Source organism: uncultured Pontibacter sp. (assembly GCF_947502515.1).
Lineage (GTDB): Bacteria > Bacteroidota > Bacteroidia > Cytophagales > Hymenobacteraceae > Pontibacter.
Map to the genome: position 1 here is coordinate 51,819 of NZ_CANNAI010000005.1, position 17,527 is coordinate 69,345.

The 17,527-nt window shown below is 50.3% G+C and carries 12 protein-coding genes; 7 read left to right on the forward strand and 5 right to left on the reverse strand.

The window, feature by feature from the left end; translation table 11 throughout:
- Nucleotides 1–36: 36 nt before the first annotated feature.
- Together folK and Q1A54_RS13625 are read right to left on the reverse strand one after the other, a co-directional pair.
- The gene (gene folK / locus Q1A54_RS13620; RefSeq protein ID WP_299989128.1) at nucleotides 37–528 is read right to left on the reverse strand and encodes a 2-amino-4-hydroxy-6-hydroxymethyldihydropteridine diphosphokinase; all 492 of its coding nucleotides are present in this window, start codon (nucleotides 526–528) and stop codon (nucleotides 37–39) included.
- On the reverse strand, nucleotides 521–1,378 hold the full coding sequence (locus Q1A54_RS13625) for an alpha/beta fold hydrolase (protein WP_196116058.1): 858 nt from the start codon (nucleotides 1,376–1,378) through the stop codon (nucleotides 521–523). The genes folK and Q1A54_RS13625 overlap by 8 nt, the downstream gene beginning before the upstream one ends.
- Nucleotides 1,379–1,554: 176 nt before the next feature.
- On the opposite strand from Q1A54_RS13625, the gene Q1A54_RS13630 reads away from it, so the two are divergent.
- Together Q1A54_RS13630 and Q1A54_RS13635 are read left to right on the forward strand one after the other, a co-directional pair.
- The gene (locus Q1A54_RS13630) at nucleotides 1,555–2,535 is read left to right on the forward strand and encodes a polyprenyl synthetase family protein (RefSeq protein ID WP_196116055.1); all 981 of its coding nucleotides are present in this window, start codon (nucleotides 1,555–1,557) and stop codon (nucleotides 2,533–2,535) included.
- 326 nt (nucleotides 2,536–2,861) lie between these two features.
- Nucleotides 2,862–3,485, forward strand: a complete 624-nt coding sequence (locus tag Q1A54_RS13635) for a methyltransferase domain-containing protein (protein WP_299989134.1) — start codon at nucleotides 2,862–2,864, stop codon at nucleotides 3,483–3,485.
- 167 nt (nucleotides 3,486–3,652) lie between these two features.
- Here Q1A54_RS13635 and Q1A54_RS13640 read toward each other — a convergent pair whose 3' ends face one another.
- Nucleotides 3,653–4,891 carry a peroxiredoxin gene (locus Q1A54_RS13640; protein ID WP_299989137.1) on the reverse strand — a complete coding sequence of 413 codons (1,239 nt, stop codon included), beginning with the start codon at nucleotides 4,889–4,891 and terminating at the stop codon, nucleotides 3,653–3,655.
- 196 nt (nucleotides 4,892–5,087) lie between these two features.
- Between Q1A54_RS13640 and Q1A54_RS13645 the strand changes: the two genes are divergently transcribed.
- Nucleotides 5,088–7,367, forward strand: coding sequence for an aconitate hydratase (locus Q1A54_RS13645; protein ID WP_299989140.1), 2,280 nt, complete (start codon nucleotides 5,088–5,090; stop codon nucleotides 7,365–7,367).
- Nucleotides 7,368–7,527: 160 nt separating this feature from the next.
- Here the strand turns inward: Q1A54_RS13645 and Q1A54_RS13650 are convergent, their stop codons facing one another.
- Entirely contained in the window at nucleotides 7,528–10,848 is a 3,321-nt protein-coding gene (locus Q1A54_RS13650) for a S8 family serine peptidase (RefSeq protein WP_299989143.1), read from the reverse strand.
- Nucleotides 10,849–11,023: 175 nt separating this feature from the next.
- Between Q1A54_RS13650 and paaN the strand changes: the two genes are divergently transcribed.
- Entirely contained in the window at nucleotides 11,024–12,697 is a 1,674-nt protein-coding gene (gene paaN, locus Q1A54_RS13655; RefSeq protein WP_299989146.1) for a phenylacetic acid degradation protein PaaN, read from the forward strand.
- 60 nt (nucleotides 12,698–12,757) lie between these two features.
- Here the strand turns inward: paaN and Q1A54_RS13660 are convergent, their stop codons facing one another.
- Nucleotides 12,758–13,054 carry a hypothetical protein gene (locus Q1A54_RS13660; RefSeq protein ID WP_196116046.1) on the reverse strand — a complete coding sequence of 99 codons (297 nt, stop codon included), beginning with the start codon at nucleotides 13,052–13,054 and terminating at the stop codon, nucleotides 12,758–12,760.
- Nucleotides 13,055–13,273: 219 nt separating this feature from the next.
- On the opposite strand from Q1A54_RS13660, the gene Q1A54_RS13665 reads away from it, so the two are divergent.
- The 3 genes from Q1A54_RS13665 to Q1A54_RS13675 all read left to right on the forward strand — a co-directional run bounded on the left by Q1A54_RS13665 (nucleotide 13,274) and on the right by Q1A54_RS13675 (nucleotide 17,468).
- Nucleotides 13,274–15,604 carry a TonB-dependent receptor gene (locus tag Q1A54_RS13665; RefSeq protein WP_299989150.1) on the forward strand — a complete coding sequence of 777 codons (2,331 nt, stop codon included), beginning with the start codon at nucleotides 13,274–13,276 and terminating at the stop codon, nucleotides 15,602–15,604.
- A gap of 79 nt (nucleotides 15,605–15,683) precedes the next feature.
- The gene (locus Q1A54_RS13670) at nucleotides 15,684–16,820 is read left to right on the forward strand and encodes a PepSY-associated TM helix domain-containing protein (protein WP_299989153.1); all 1,137 of its coding nucleotides are present in this window, start codon (nucleotides 15,684–15,686) and stop codon (nucleotides 16,818–16,820) included.
- Between the two features lie 207 nt (nucleotides 16,821–17,027).
- The gene (locus Q1A54_RS13675) at nucleotides 17,028–17,468 is read left to right on the forward strand and encodes a response regulator (protein ID WP_299989156.1); all 441 of its coding nucleotides are present in this window, start codon (nucleotides 17,028–17,030) and stop codon (nucleotides 17,466–17,468) included.
- Nucleotides 17,469–17,527 lie beyond the last annotated feature (59 nt).

Sequence of the window (17,527 nt, forward strand, 5' to 3'; positions counted from 1 at the left end):
AGGCATTTTTAGTGAAATTTCTCAGTAACTGACAAGCTATTGACTTGAAATATACAAATGAACCGGAAGTTCGTCTGGGCAATTTTGTAGAAGCTGTGTTACCTGCATGTGGAGCACAGGGTGCTGCAGATGCGGTGCTATCTCACTCAGCGGCAGGAGCGTAAACCGGCGCAGGTGTAGCTGCGGGTGGGGGATGGTTAGGCGCTGCGATTGTAGTACAAGTTCGTCATAGAACAAAATGTCGATGTCTATGACGCGTGCTCCCCAGTGCTCGTGCCTGATGCGGCCCAAGTCCTGCTCTATCTGATTGATCGTTTGGAGCACTTGCTCCGGACTGAGAGTAGTCTGTACCTCCAATACTTGGTTCAGGAAAGCGGGTTGATCTGTCTTGCCCCAGGCAGCTGTTTCGTATAGAGAGGACCCTTGCAGGATCGGGCCGACCTGTGCGGCAATGCTTTCGCGGGCTTGGGACAGGTATAGCGTGCGGTCACCGAGGTTACCTCCCAGGAGCAGGTATAAATTAGGCATGTTTGTTAAAAAAGGCGATACTCAGGTCGGCAGCGGCTTTGGCTGCAAGTGGTAATTCTTCCTGCTGGTAAGGGTGTTGGCCCCCGAAAGAGTGATCGGCGCCGGGTAGCAGGTGCAGCTCCGCATCGGGTTTCCAGGTATGGAGGTCGTGGGCCATCTGTACGGGCAATGTCTCGTCTTCTTCGCCATGCAAGATGAGCAAGGGCTGCTGCATTTTCTGGATCACTTTCGGAATCTCCAGACGCTCGACATTGGCCAGGTAATCCTCCACGATCTGGTAGTACAAGGGCATTTGCTGACCTGTGCGGAAATTGGTAACCCACTGCACCCCTTCCTTTTTCCACTGTTCCTGCTCCAATTCGTCCCAGCGCTGGTCAAAATTATTCACGGCGGCCCAGGTAGCCACACCACGCACACGGGTGTCTTCAGCGGCTTTGAGTATAACAGACCCGCCACCACGGCTGTGGCCTATCAGGTAAATCCGGTCGAGATCTAATTCGTTCTGTGCCAGCGGGCCTTCCTCGTCGTGCACCATGTCGATAAGCGACTTGAGGTCCTCCAGCTCAATGCTGAAGTTGTTGCGTCCAAAAGCCTCCATGTCGTGCAGATCGGAATCATTGTCGATGCTGGTGCCGTTGTGAGAGAAGTTGAATTTGATGAACACAAAACCGTGCTCGGCAAAATAGTTTGCCAGTAGGTTGAAATGTCCCCAATCTTTAAAGCCTTTGAAACCATGGGTATAAAGCACGACCGGCTTTTTGTTTCCGTCCTGGGTATAGGTGGCGTCAGCGGTGAATGGACGCTCGTGCTCCGGGTATACCACGAAGTCTACTTTGAGTGTATCTGCCATAACGGTCTGCTGTGTTATCAGAAGGCAATATAGTTATTTTCGGCATGCGGCAAACCAGCACGAGGCTGTGCTGTTGGTTACGTATACCGCCTGGCTTATCTAAGATTATTTAAACGCCGATTTGCTATACTTGTTTGGAAACGACCCCCACACCTAGTAATATTGCGGAATATCGCATGAGCATTAGCCTAAAGGAAATACAAGCGCCGATTGCGCAGGAAATGGAGCTGTTCGAGAAAAAGTTCAGGACTTCGATGAAGTCTAAGGTGCTGCTTCTCGATAAGATCATGAGCTACATCGTAAAGCGCAAAGGCAAGCAGATGCGGCCGATGTTTGTGTTTTTCATGGCCAAGCTCTTCCGCGGCGACGCCATCGGGGATGCCACCTACCGTGGTGCGGCCTTAATAGAGCTGCTGCACACCGCCACCCTCGTGCACGACGACGTGGTGGACGAGGCCAACTACCGCCGCGGTTTCTTTTCTGTAAACGCCCTCTGGAAAAATAAGATTGCCGTGCTGGTAGGCGACTACCTGTTATCCAAAGGCCTGCTGCTCTCGCTTCAAAACGATGATTACGAACTGCTCAAGATCGTGTCGAATGCTGTGAAGGAAATGAGCGAAGGGGAGCTGTTACAGATCGAAAAAGCACGCCGCCTGGACATTGACGAGTCTGTGTACTTCGATATCATCCGACAGAAGACTGCCTCCCTGATTGCTTCCTGCTGTGCAGTGGGAGCTGCCTCTGCCGGAGCCTCTAAAGAAGATATAGAAAAAGCCCGACTCTTCGGCGAGAAAGTAGGCATCGCCTTCCAGATCAAAGACGACCTGTTCGACTACGGCACTGCTGAAATCGGCAAGCCGGTAGGTATAGACATCAAGGAAAAGAAGATGACCTTACCGCTGATCCACGCCCTGCGCGAAGCCGATTGGATGACCCGCCGCCGCGTGATCTACAACGTGAAAAACAACAACGGCGACAACAAGCGTGTGCAGCAGGTGATCGACTACGTGAAAACCTCCGGCGGTATACAGTATACCATCGAGGCCATGAACCAGTACCATGCCGAGGCACTCGCTATTCTCCATACCTTCCCGGCCTCCCCATCCCGCACCTCCCTGGAGCAGCTCATCGCCTATACCATCGAGCGGGAGAAATAATTGTTGATGGTTAGATTGCTGTGACCCCACAGTGTCTCCAAGACCTGTGAGGGTCTTGTTGCCTACGCAGCCTATACTTGCTTGAATCTATACTTAGGGCTCCTGTCCCAAGGATTCTGATGATTAAGATGAGGATCCTTACCCCTAGATCTGTACGAATTTATAATGCCTCCTATACCTTGCTTTGTAGCAAATAAGACACTCACAGGTCTTGAAGACACTGTGAGGTTAGAAGCAGAAATATTTATAAACTTCTTTTCTAAAACTGTAAGTCTACAGGTATACACATCAGGTAATTTTGAGCCGTACAAAATAACCTATGAAAAATGAGTCTCAACACGAACACCTGGAACCGACTGCGCTATACCCTGTACCTGCCGGTATACGACCTGATCGCTGACCGTGTTTTCCGCAAGCACCGCCAGCGTTCCATCGAGCTGCTGCAAGCTGAACCCGACGATGCCATTTTGATCATCGGTGCCGGCACCGGACTGGACCTCCCATACCTGCAAGGCTATACACGCATCACCGCTAACGACATCACCCCCGGCATGATCACAAAATTGAAAGTTCGTGCTGACAAATTAGGTATACCTGTCGAGGCCCATGTGATGAACGGCCAGCAGCTTGCCTATGCAGATAACAGTTTCGATGCGGTGATCCTGCACCTGATCATCGCTGTTATACCTGACCCTATCGCTTGCATTATGGAAGTAGAGCGGGTGCTGAAGCCAGGCGGATCAGTCATGGTCTTCGATAAGTTTCTGCCTGATGGACAGAAGCCTTCGCTGCTGCGCCGCCTCTTCAACCAAGTCGCCAGCACGCTCTTCTCTGATGTGAACCGCAGCATTGGCAAGATCGTGCGCCATACCTCGCTGCAGGTGGAATTGAATGAGCCAGCAGCTTTTGGGGGAACTTTTAGGATTGTGCGGCTTCGGAAACAAGCCTAAGCGTAGATCTCCAAGATGAATGGTAGCCCGAAGTTACTGTATGGAAGATCCATAAAGTGATGAAAGCGCTAGGCGGAGATACAAAAACACAAAGGCCGCTACTTCCTCAGTAGCGGCCTTTGCTATACCTGCCGATCATCTAACAATCAGCAATTAACAATCAACAATTAAATCTCCTCCGCTAGCAGCTCGTCCATCGTCTTGTTAAAGTCTGCTACCCACTCCTCGTAATACTTGCCGGTACCAGGACCAGAGAAGCCCGTGTGAATCTTGCGCACTTTGCCCTGGCGATCGATGAAGATCGTAGTAGGGAAGGAGAGCACGTGGTTGAGGGCCGGGAGCGCCTGCGCGGCAGCTTCTTTGTCGGCCGGACCGGCATAGAGCAGGTCATACTCAATGTCGAAGCGATCCTTCATTTTATTCAGACGTGGCACGGCTTGTTCGTAGCCTTTGGTGCGCTCAAAACCTAAACCGATAATCTCAAGTCCGCGGTCCTTTTTCTTACTGTAATAAGGCGCCAGGAATTGCGTTTCGTCCATACAGTTCGGACACCAGGAACCGAGCAACTGCACTAGTACTACTTTGCCTTTGTATTTCTCATCCGACAGCGATACCTGTTTGCCTTCCAAATCAGGGAATGTAAATTCCAGCGACTCGTAGCCAGGCTTCAGGTAAGTTAGCTCAGAGGCATTGGCCAATTGTGCGTTTTCGTTGCGTTTAGCTGTCCAGGTTTCGTAGTCATACAGGCCTGCAAAGTAATCGCCCTTCAGCGTTTCCTCAGCTGTTGGTTGCGCCGTGAACAAATAGTCGTGGTTACCGTCAAAAGTTGAGAGCTTCAGCTGATCGCCTTCCACTTGTCCTTCCAGGTAGCGGTAGTCACCGGTGTTGGTCAGGAAGGTGCCGGTTACGCGATTGTCCTGCTGCTCAAAAACCCCGATCGCCGGGTAGGTTTTGCCATCTGCCTTTGTGAAGGTTACTTCCCACTTACCGGAATAGTCAAAGGTAGCCGGAGCAGGATTCTCCTTAAAGCGGTTGGTCTTGCCATGCTCGGCTGTAAAAGGCACGGAATAGCGCTTGCTCAAGTCGTTTCGGGTAAAGCGGCCGGCCATCTTGTCGCCGTCTACTTTCGCAATCAGGTCGGCGTCAAATATGTGCAGCCTGATTTTAAGCGAGTCGCCTTCTTCGGTTATTTCGTCCACCAAAATGCGTTCGTCAGCATTCACCAGGTATAGCACGGTCTTGCCGTTCTGCTCTTCTGCTTCCATGATAAACGGAATCTCCTGGCCTTGAGCCTGCAGCACAACGCGCCACGGACCAGGTTGTATGGTGTTATCGTTAGATGTAGAAGAACCACAGGATGTTAAAAGCTGTGTGAAGGACAGTGCCAACAACAAAATCAGCTTCATTGGGGTATTAAAACAAGTAAGTTTCATGCCACGAAATTACTAGATGAATTCGTGAAAAGCGAAACTTAGCCCAAATAGCAACATCAGGTATGGAAATGTTATATTCCTATCTGCTAATGTTGTGCTAAAACACGCATATTTCGTACATTTGTAAACTTCACAACGAAGCATTAAAAATAATAACAATAGCAAAACTATGGCATTTGATTTAGGAATGATCAAGGCAGTGTATGCCGGGATGGCCGAGCGCGTGAATGCTGCCCGTAACGCAGTAGGCAGACCGCTTACCCTGACAGAGAAAATCTTGTACGCGCACCTCTACGACGGTAACGCGACACAGTCTTTTGAGCGTGGAAAGTCTTACGTAGACTTCGCTCCGGACAGGGTGGCTATGCAGGACGCAACGGCGCAAATGGCCTTGCTTCAGTTCATGCAGGCGGGTAAGCCGCAGGTGGCTGTGCCTTCTACCGTGCATTGCGATCACCTGATCCAGGCACGTGTTGGTGCTGACCAGGACTTGCAGGACGCTTACAGCGAAAACAAAGAGGTATACGATTTCCTGGCCTCTGTTTCGAATAAATACGGTATCGGTTTCTGGAAGCCAGGTGCAGGTATCATCCACCAGGTAGTGCTCGAGAACTACGCCTTCCCAGGTGGTATGATGATCGGTACTGACTCCCACACACCAAACGCTGGTGGTCTGGGTATGGTAGCGATTGGTGTTGGTGGTGCTGATGCCGTAGACGTAATGGCCGGTATGGCCTGGGAGCTGAAGTTCCCGAAAGTGATCGGTGTGAAACTGACCGGCAAAATGAACGGCTGGACTTCACCAAAAGATGTGATCCTGAAAGTGGCTGGTATCCTGACTGTAAAAGGCGGAACCGGTGCGATCGTGGAGTACTTCGGCGAAGGTGCTGAGTCTATGTCTTGTACTGGTAAAGGTACAATCTGTAACATGGGTGCTGAGATCGGCGCGACTACTTCGGTATTTGCCTACGACGATAGCATGCGTGCCTACCTGCGTGCTACAAACCGCGAAGAAGTGGTACAGATGGCCGATGAGGTAGCTGACCAACTGCGTGCTGACGACGAGGTATACGCTGACCCGGCTTCTTTCTACGATCAACTGATCGAGATCGACCTTTCTACACTGGAGCCACACGTAAACGGACCATTTACTCCGGACGCAGCTTGGCCAATTTCTCAGTTCGCTGCTGTTGTAAAAGAGCACAACTGGCCAGCTAAACTGGAAGTAGGTCTGATCGGATCGTGCACCAACTCTTCTTACGAGGACCTTACCCGTTCAGCTTCTATTGCTGAGCAGGCTGTTACTAAAAAACTGGTAGCCCAGGCTGAGTTTACCATCACACCAGGTTCTGAACTGGTACGCTTTACCACAGCCCGCGATGGTCTGTTGGATACATTCGCTCAGATGGGTGGTGTGGTATTGGCAAATGCCTGCGGTCCGTGCATCGGCCAGTGGGCTCGTCACACAGACGATCCTACACGCAAGAACTCTATCATCACTTCTTTCAACCGTAACTTCGCCAAGCGTAACGATGGCAACCCGAACACACACGCGTTCGTGGCATCGCCTGAAATCGTAACTGCTTTCGCTATCGCCGGTGACCTGACCTTCAACCCATTGGTTGACAAGCTGATCAACGCTGATGGTGAGGAAGTAATGCTGGACGAACCAAGAGGTATTGAATTGCCACCTCAGGGCTTCGCCGTGGAAGACGCGGGCTATGTAGCTCCTGCTGAAGACGGAAGCAGCGTAGAGGTAGTGGTTGATCCGAAGTCTGATCGTCTGCAATTGCTGGAAGGCTTTAAGCCATGGGAAGGCACTGACCTGAAAGGTCTGAAGCTGCTCATCAAAGCACAGGGCAAGTGTACAACTGACCACATCTCCATGGCTGGCCCTTGGTTGAAGTACCGTGGTCACTTGGATAACATTTCCAACAACATGCTGATCGGTGCGATCAACGCGTTCAACGGTGAAGCCAACAAGGTATACAACGACATGACCCGTGGTTATGACACCGTACCTGCCACTGCACGTACTTACAAAGCTGCCGGTATCGGTACCGTTGTAATTGGTGACGAGAACTACGGTGAAGGTTCATCACGTGAGCACGCGGCCATGGAGCCACGCTTCCTGGGAGTTCGTGCCGTTATCGTGAAGTCATTCGCGCGTATCCACGAGACTAACCTGAAAAAGCAGGGTATGCTGGGTCTTACTTTCGCCAACAAGGCTGACTATGACCTGATCGAGGAAAACGATACTATCGATATCTTGGGTCTGGAAAACTTCACACCAGGTCAGCCGCTGAAAGTGGTATTGACGCACAAAGACGGTTCTCAGGATGCCTTCATGGTAAACCATACCTACAACGAAGGTCAGATTGAGTGGTTCAAGGCTGGTTCAGCGCTTAACCTGATTCGTTTGCAGCAGAAACAGTCAACTAACGCGTAATAAACATTTAGCTGCCGATAATGAAAACGCCCCGCTCGAAAGAGCGGGGCGTTTTGTTTTTGTAAGAATGTATATTTATTTCTATGCGACTTGCTATCAGGAGCCGTGCAGGCTGGCAAAAATTAACCTGGGCTTAGCCATGAGAATGGAACGCCTATACTTAAGGTCTCATGATCAGCAAACGTTTCGTGACCGTGTTTTGCTCATACGTAAGCTGAACAATATAGAGACCTTCAGCCAAGCCGCTGAGGTCATAGATAGCCTCGTGCGGCAGGCGGCTGCGTAACTTAGGACTAACTCGACGGCCCATGGCATCTGTCATAAACAAAGTCAGAGCAGCATCAGCCGTAGGCATTGCGACATACAGTTCGTACACGGCCGGGTTAGGATACACTACAAACTGTTGAGGAGCTTCTAGTGGCGGTATTACTGTTTCGCTTTGCTTAATCTCTATCCGCCTTGTGACGGTGTCCTCAGCACAGTTATAGGCATTCGCTACAATCAGGGCCACATCATAAGAGCCAGGCAAGTCATAGCTATATGTAGGGTGCTGTTCAGTAGAAGTGTCACCGTTGCCAAAGTCCCATCGCCAGCTATTGCCATGTTCGCTTTCATTACGGAAGTCAATGCTCGTGCCGGGCTCCAAAGTTTCCGGTTGCTGTGCAATGCTGAAACCGGCTACAGGAGAGTTGGCTACCACGATCCGGAAAGGTACCAGCGGACTGTCAAACAATGAGTCGGCGTTGCAAACATATAGCACCGTGCTCGTGTCGAGGGCAGCCAGCTCGAAATTATTGCCAGCGCCCAGAAGCTTTGTTTTGGTTTCGTCAGCATAAAATTTAAACTGCTTGCCTCCCTCCGGCGAAAGACTAATTGAAGAGCCAATGCAAACTGTATCACTGATAGCCAGCGGAGCCGGCCCCGCTTTCATGACCTGGTATTTTACAAGAGCCGCTTTTGCATTTTCCTGAAGCTGTTCCAAATCATCGCCAGCGACAATGGCAAACGAAACCAACTGGCTCTCGCCTGGCGCTAACCCCTTGGCCGTGGTGCCTACAACATGTGCCACGTCGTTGCCATAACCACTGCCCCATGCTTTCTTCCGTGCCACTCCTCCCGACAGTGTTCTGTATTTTTCCTGCGTACTAAAGCCGTCGGCTATCGCAAAAGTAGATGAGCCCCCAGACAGGTTGTCGATCGCGTAGTAAGAAGGCGGTGTCACCGATAGCAGACTTATACCTGCATAAGGCGAAGCCTGGCCCATGTTATAAACATAGCCCATTTTGAGTGTTTCGTCCCAGTCTGCCACGTTCATGTAGGCGTCGGTTATATTCCAATCAGCAAACAAACCGGCATGCAGGGTTTTGATCGTATCCGGTGTAATATTGCGGATGCGATACTCTAGTATGATGTAGTCAGCGTTCGCAGTATCGCTCCAAGCCATTCCTTTATAACTGACCTGCACACCCGCCTGTGTTGGCGTCGGAAATTTGTCCCGCATCATCCCGGTGATCTCCTGGTCTGCATCGTCTGTGTTGTGGCGGAGCCGCGCGGAGTTCACAGATACAAAGTCGTTGTCTGTTTGCCAGCTGGCATTGCGGACATTGTCAGATACACGGTCAGGGGCAGTGGCTACCAGTAGTCCGCCCTCGAATAGCATGGAAGTGCTTCCCTTATAAGTAATGCCGATGCCTTGTCTGAAATTGTACCCGTTGTACCCCAGGTTGCCTTTGCTGTTCAGGGTGATATGCAGGTTGTTAGCCGTAAGGGTGATATAATCCGGGTTGACAGGCAACTGAAAATACTGGAAATCCTTGTATTCTCCATCTGTAAAACCAAGTCTGAAAGTAGCCATGGCATTATGGGGGGCATCCGGGAGCACTACGAAACGGAAAGGCTTGTTGTGATTATTACGTGAAGCCAAAGTAGCCATGGCACCAATACTCAGGTCTTCCTCGAGTACTTTGATAAAAGGTGAGGTTGAAGTAAGTCTAAGTTTAAGGTCAATAATAGGGTCGAGGTAATTAGTGAGGCTCAGATGGACTAACATCGTGTCGCCAATTTGCGCCACCTTGTTGTCAACGATACTGAAAGAAGTACAGCGCACCGATTTGGCTTGGAGGTCACGCACAGCACGCTTCACATTCAGACGTCCCCTGCCGAGTAGTTCGTTGTAGGGAGCATTGCCGGCGAGGTGGTAAATGTTATCGGATGTGGCCCGTATCCTTTCTATTACCTGCAACGCATTCAGGTGTGGCATCTGGGAACGCACTAGGGCTGCTGCGCCTGCCACTTGCGGAGAAGCATGGGATGTTCCCGCTCCCCAGGTGCCATAAGAATTATCGCGTGAGGTTGTGGTAGTGAAAATGCCGGTGCTTGGAGCGGTTACATCGACCCTGTAATTCCAGGTATGCCCATTAGTTTTTACATCATTCGTAATTCCCCCAACAGAAAGCACATTTTCATAGGCAGCTGGGTAAATATTGACTTGTGCATTGGTGTTGCCACAAGCAGCTACAATAACTACATCACGGTCAAATACAGCATAATTGATGATATCCTGCTCAAACTGGGAAGAACCCTCACCACCCCACGACAGGTTAATGATACTGCAACCCTTGTCAGCGGCATACACGATAGCCTCGTATCCACCAAAGCTACCATAGGCCGTCGATGGAAATACCTTAAGCGGCATAAACTTGGTGTTGAACCCGACGCCCGCTATACCTACGCCGTTATCAGCATGGCCAATAGCAGCACCGGCCACTGCCACCCCGTGCCCACGGTGCGGACTATCGTCATTGGGGTTATTGTCTCGCTCGGCGAAGTCCCATCCAATGTAATTATCGATCAGACCATCCCCGTCATTGTCGATCCCGTCTACCGGGTCGTCGTAGTTGTACTTGATTTTGCTGCGAATATCCTCGTGGGTCAGCCTGAAGCCTGTATCCATTATACCGATCACAATGTTGGTATCGCCTTTCTGCACAGCCCAGGCACCATAAGCCTGTATCAGTTTGAGGTAAGCTTGCGTTGTTTTTGTCGAGTCGGAGGCCGGGTCATTGGGTTGGTAGAGTGGTACCCGTTCGTAGAGCGGTTCCACATACTCCACCATACCGGTTGCCAGCAGGGCCTGCTGCACGGCTTCGAGATTGTGCGAAGGGTCGTATGACAGTTCGTAGATGAGCGAGAGATCCACGTGGGCTTTGCGGGCAAAAGGAGAAGGGGCTTTACCCGGGAACTTCTGTTCAACCGATTTAGCTCCTACCTTTTGCAAGGCTTTTTGCATAGGATTACCGGTAGCCATGCGGAGCTGATTACCTGACTGAGGCTTCAGCTTGTAGACAACGGTATGGGGTTTAGTCGCGTTTCCTATACCTTTTGGAGCAGGCAAATGCTGCGCAGCAAGCAGGGAAGAACTCAGGACTATAAACAGGAAAGAAAGTATGCAGCGGTAAACCACTGGCCCTTGGGTAAACATTAAATCATATTAAACTATTAGGTGAATACAACCTTCGCTGAGCAGGCAGAGGTATAGAGCAAAAGCGCATAGTACACGGCGAAATTTAAAGATGCTTCCCGTGCGTATTAAAAAAATACGTAACTTTCCAACAATTGATTCTAATATATGTGTTTAATTATATAAAATAAATACTATGACCTCGGATTTGAAAAATAAAAATCTTCCCATCATAGAAAACGCCGTGAAAGCCCTGCATGAGCGACGTTTTTTTGCGCAATATCCTGAAAACCCGATGCCTGATATTTATGGCGAAACCGCTGATAAAGAAGGCCGTGAGAGCTACAAGCAGCACCTTAACAACAAATTTACAGAATTGGTGCATGATAATGCTGAAAATTGGGCAGGTCAGGAAGAATCACCTTATGAGCAGCAGCCACTAGGCATAAAGTACCCTTATTTCAGTGCAGAAACGCTGGTGTCGCGTGCCGGCGAGGCTTTCCATCAGTGGCGCAAGGTAAAGCCAGTTGATCGTGCTGCGATTCTAGTAGAGTCATTGGAGCGCATGAAGGAGCGGTTTTTCGAAATTGCCTACGCTACGATGCACACTACCGGGCAGGCTTATATGATGTCGTTTCAGGCATCTGGACCGCATGCAGCTGACCGTGCGCTGGAGGCCATAGCAGCTGGCTACGAAGAGCAAACCCGCTTTCCGGAGCACATGGAATGGGAGAAGCCGATGGGCAAGTATAACCTCAAGCTGAACAAGAGCTGGCGTGCCGTACCGAAAGGTATAGGCCTGGTGATCGGCTGCTCGACTTTCCCGACCTGGAATACAGTGCCGGGCATGTATGCCAGCTTGGTAACAGGTAACCCTGTGATCGTGAAGCCACACCCGAAAGCCGTATTGCCAATCGCAATTGTAGTGGCAGAGGTGCAGAAGGTGCTGGTAGAAAACGGACTGAGCCCATACATCTGCCAACTTGGTGTAGATGCGGACGATCATCTGATCACAAAAGAACTGGCTGAGAATCCGAAGGTAAAACTGATCGACTACACCGGTGGAACAGAGTTTGGTAACTATGTAGAGAGCCTGCCGGGCAAGGTGACCTTTACAGAGAAAACAGGTGTGAACTCGATCATACTGGATTCAGTGCAGGATATCGACAAAGTGGCGCAGAACCTGGCTTTCTCGCTGAGCCTTTACTCCGGACAAATGTGTACCGCTCCGCAGAACTTCTTCGTGCCAGCTTCTGGCGTGAAAGTAGGAGAGGAGATGATGCCTTATGATGAAGTTGTGAAGAAACTGGCTGATGCCGTAACCGGTCTGGTAAACAACCCGAAAGCTGGTCCACACATATTGGGGGCCATCCAAAATCCGGCCACATCGGAGCGTGTAAAAGAGGCCGCCAGCGTAAAAGGCAAAGAGGTGTTGAGCACTCGCGACTTCAGCAACCCGATGTTCGAAAACGCCCGTACCTGTACGCCGGTGATCTACGAAGTGGATGCAACTGAGAAGGAAAGCTTCAGCCGTGAACTGTTCGGCCCGATTGCGCTGGTTATCAAAACCACGGATACAGACCAGTCAATCGAACTGGCAAAAGAGATGGCAATGAACTACGGTGCGATCTCCTGCGGTGCTTATACCACAGACGAGGAGACAAAAGAGAAGATCATGGATGAGATGAGCCTGGCGGGTACGCCGGTGAGCTTCAACCTGACGGGTGGCATCTATGTGAATCAGAACGCGGCTTTCTCTGACTTCCACGTGACAGGCGGCAATCCAGCTGGCAATGCGTCTTTTACAAACCCTGAGTTTGTGATCAAGCGCTTTACATGGGTTGGTTTCCGTGAGCCTGTAGCTGGTTAAACCAGGTATAGCCTATAAAACAAAAGCCCCGGCACTGTCACAGTGCCGGGGCTTTTTGCTTTATTTGAACAGGTTATCCATGTCTTTTTTGAGGTTGTCAAGGCCATCTTTCAAGCCCTGCCACTTACTTTGACTGTCTTCCTGATCGCTCAGTTTGTTGGCAATCAGTTCGCGCTTGGCTTCGAGTGCCGCAATATGCTCATGATAGGTATGATTTGAGTCGGCGGCGGTCGCATTTACCCGGCCTTTCAGCACTTTTATTTTGCTGTCCAACTCATCCAGACTTTTCTGTATCTCCTCACGGGTGAGATGAGCAGGAGCCCGCATATGCTCCGGTTTCAGGTTATAAGTATCCATATTTCTCAGTTTTGTCTTTCAGTTTCTGTCATGCTGTCATTGGCAGCAATCTTCTCTAAATACTCAAAAAAGGGTAAAAAGGATGTACAGACTGAAGTATAGTGGAAGCGGTAGATGATTTACATCACTTATTTAGAAAATATCTAAATAACTCTTTTCTCTTATGTATCCGGTGCTTACTTTTGCAGCGCTTGTTAGAATTAATCTAAATAAAAATACATGCAACGCATACTTACTATCATGTTTGTCTTCGTGCTTCTGGCGCAGCAGGCATTTGCTCAAACCACAGGCCGTATTGAAGGTCGTATTCAATCAGAAAGAGGAGAAGGTATAGCCGGTATCAGCGTTGGGCTGGAAGGCACTTCTTATGGCTCCACGACAGATGACGAAGGCAAATTCCTGATTAGAAACATACCCGCTGGCAACTACACGCTGGTGGCCTCAGGTATAGGCTATACCTTGCAAAAGCAGTTGCTGGAAGTGGCAGGAGGGAAGGCTTCCTTTGTGAATGTAGACCTGGCTGCTTCTTCGCATTCACTCGGAGAGGTGCAGGTGACGGCACACCGCAGCGGCGAGTACCTGCAGCGCACCGCCACAACAGCCACTAAAATGGAAGCACCTATCAAGTCGGTGCCGCAGTCGGTACAGGTGGTATCGCGCCGCGCCCTGGACCAGTTGCAGGTGCTTCGCCTGGAGGATGCCATGCGCAATGTAAGCGGTGTGAGCATGGAGACAGGCTTTGGTGGTCGCTCCGATATTTTCCAGATCCGTGGTTTCCGTACCGATATGCAGAGTGTGTTCAAGAACGGCTTCCGCAACACGGTGCGTACCTACCGCGAGAGTGCCAACATCCAGCAGATTGAAGTGATGAAAGGTCCCGCCTCAGTGCTGTACGGTGTGAGCGATCCGGGTGGTATGGTGAACATCTCCACCAAAAAACCGACAGCCCATACCTTCCAGGATATCCAGATCACGGCCAACAACTTTGGCCTCGTAAGACCTGCTATCGATCTGGGCGGTGCATTTAATGAGAGCAAAACGTTTAAGTACAGACTGAATGCTGTGTACGAGCGTGCTGATAGCTACCGCGATTTCGTGAAGACCAAGCGTATTTTCGTCGCTCCGGCCATCACCTACGATTTCTCCGACAAGACTTCCCTGACGGTAGAAACTGAATTCCTGAACCATGATCAGCCTTCTGATCGCGGCATCTTCTCTGTAAACGGTCAGATTGCGCCTGTATCAAGAAGCCGTGTGCTGATTGAGCCAAGCAATACCGGTGAGTTTACGAACCGCATGGCCCAGTACAACCTGCAGCACAAGTTCTCTGAGGCACTGAGCTTCCGTCATGCGTTCAATTACAACTATGCCACCGAAACACGTGACGTGGTGGAGCAGACTACTGTCCTGAAAGACGGCTCTTTCCGTATCAATCGTCAGCATCAGGACCAGGATACCTATGACCGCAACATCGCTACGCAAAATGAATTGTACGCCAACTTCAATACCGGCGCATTAGTGGAGCACAAAGCTGTAGGAGGTATAGAAATTTCCCGCTCCGTGTTTGACATCTGGGTAAAGCGTGCTCCTTATGATGTGCTGGATATCCTGAACCCGCAATACAATACCAAACCAAAGGATTACTCGTTGCTCACTTATTCACAGGATTACCAGGACCGCGTGAATGTTTTGGGCTTCTATCTGCAGGACTTCATCACAGTAAACCAGCGCCTTAAAGTGTTACTGGGCGGCCGCTACGACTTCTGGGAACAGGAGAAGGAGAACCGCATGAAGGACGAAACGACCAAGCAAAAAAACAAGGCTTTCAACCCAAGACTGGGCGTGCTGTATGAGGTATACGGTCCGGTATCGGTGTATGCTAACTACTCGAAGGGCTTTCAGCCAGGTATAGGGCAGACACTGGAAGGCGAGGCGTTCAAGCCAATCACCTCTGTGCAGTATGAAGCTGGTACAAAAATCGGTCTGCTGAACGACCGCGTGAACCTGACAGCTGCTTATTTCGATATCACACGCCAGAATGTGGTAGTGCCACATCCAACACAGAGTGGCGCCAGCGTACAACTGGGCGAGGTGCAGAGTAAAGGTATAGAAACCGATATCACAGGGGAGGTGCTGCCAGGCCTGAACGTGATCGCCACTTATACTTACACGGATGCCCGTGTGACTAAAGACGCTCTCAACAACGACGATCCACGCCATACCGTAGGCCGTCGCTTCAGAGGGGTAGGGTATAACAACAGCAGCCTTTGGACGACTTACGAACTGCAGGATGGCCTGCTGAAAGGCCTGGGCATTGGCGGTGGCTTTACCTATGTAGAAGATCGTCCGGTGGATGATGCCAACAGCTTTATGCTTCCAGGCTATACCCGCTACGACGCCACCATGTTCTACAACAGCAAGCGTTTCCACGCAGCCCTGAATGTAAAGAACCTGACCAACGTGAAGTACTACGAAGGCTCACAGTCAGCTACCGTGATCATGCCAGGTGCACCTACTACAGTGCAGGGCACAGTCGGTGTGAGATTTTAATTGATAGAAACACAGATAATAAGTATATCGGCGGCATTGTCCTGAAAAGGGCGATGCCGCCGATTTCAAGTTCAGGTACATGCGCAAATTCCTTCTTCAGTTACACCTTTGGATCGGCCTGACAGCGGGTGCCGTACTAGCCTTCGTGGGCTTGACGGGATCGCTTTACGTTTTTCAGTCTGAGCTGACGGTGGCGCTATACCCTGAGCAGTACAAAAGCTCTGATCCGGAAGCAGCTCCAGTAGATGTACGACTGGTTGTCCGCAATGCCGAAAAGGAGTTCGGTGCTTCGGTTACCAACATTTTTTTTCCGGTGCGGGAGCTGGAAAATTACATCGTCAAAGTAAAAGGCAATAAGCAGTTTCTCTTTTTTGATGCAGCGACCGGCAACTACGTGGGGCAACTGGAGAAACGCCGTGGCGTGATGGATACAGTGCTTGACCTGCACCGCCACCTGACAATGGGTGACACCGGAGCGTTGATTACAGGTATAAGTGCGCTGTTGCTGGCCTTTGTGCTGCTCACGACGGGGCTATACCTGTGGATGCCACGCAAGAAACGTAACCTGAAAGACGGCTTGCGCCTCAAGGCCAACGCATCTTTCAAGCGGCGCAACTTTGATCTGCACAATGTGTTTGGCTTCTACTTCAGTGTACCGCTTTTCCTGGCCGCAGTTACCGGAGTGTATTTTGGTTTTCAGGAGAAGACCCAGACGGTGGTCGATAAGCTGACGCTGGCTAAGGAACCGACACCTTACGTGAAGGCACTGCAGTCGACTTACCCAGCGGATGGTACAGCACCGCTAACCGTATACCAGGCGCTCGACAGGATGGATGCTCTATACCTTGGCTACGTCAGGCGAACGCTCACACTGGCGCCCGATAGTTTGGGTACGCTCAATCTGACTTACCTGGCTTCGTCTGATCTGGAAGCCGGCCCCCAGGACCGCCCGATGGTATACCTGAACCAGTACACTGGAGACATCGTGTACGATTACAATCCGCACACTGCTCCCCTGGGCCGGCAGCTTACCCGCAATTGGTTTGTGCCGATCCATTTCGGGGAAATAGGCGGGTGGATCACCCGGATACTTTGGTTCGTGCTGGGGCTGATGCCAGCTATGCTGTGGGTAACCGGCATCGTGATGTGGCGAGGCAAAAGCAAAAAGAAGAAAAAGAGGGGCTATGTGAAAGTAAAGGGTGGTGTGATGGCCTGAAAAATTAGGTACGATAACCGCTGAATTAGCTTTATACTTAAAAATCAAAAATGTATTTTTGCGCCGCTATGGTGATATACACCACAAAGAGCAGCAATATTGAACATTAATTGTTTACAATGTGTTAGTGGCTCAACCGAGGACCGAAGCATCCGCAGGTATTAGTTGTACTGTACCGTTAATTTGAGAGAGATAATAAGACTGACTATGAAGGAAGCATCCGAAATGCTTGACCTAGTGCTGCTGGTAGACGATGACGACACCACAAACTATTTGAATAAGCGCCTGTTGACCGATATGAAGGTGGCCAAAGAGATTTTGGTGCTTAAGAACGGTAAAGAAGCAATTGACTACCTGAGCAAAGCCTGCAGCGAAACGTCAGATGGTGCAACTAAATGCCCTGATCTGATCTTTCTCGATATCAAAATGCCTACCATGGATGGCTTTGAGTTTCTGGAGGAGTACCAGCGCAAGGGGCTGGATGCCGGCGATCATGTCATCATTCTGATGCTGACATCTTCAGCAAGCTTTTATGACCTGGAGCGTATCAAGAGCTTTAAGAAAGTGAAGAAACATTACTCCAAGGCACTGACCAACCATGATGTAAAAGAGATATTGGCTGAGTTTTTCCAGAAGCGCAATAGCTAGGGAAAGTTAGCTTAATAAAGCACAAAGCCTGTATGCCGCGAGGTATACAGGCTTTGTGC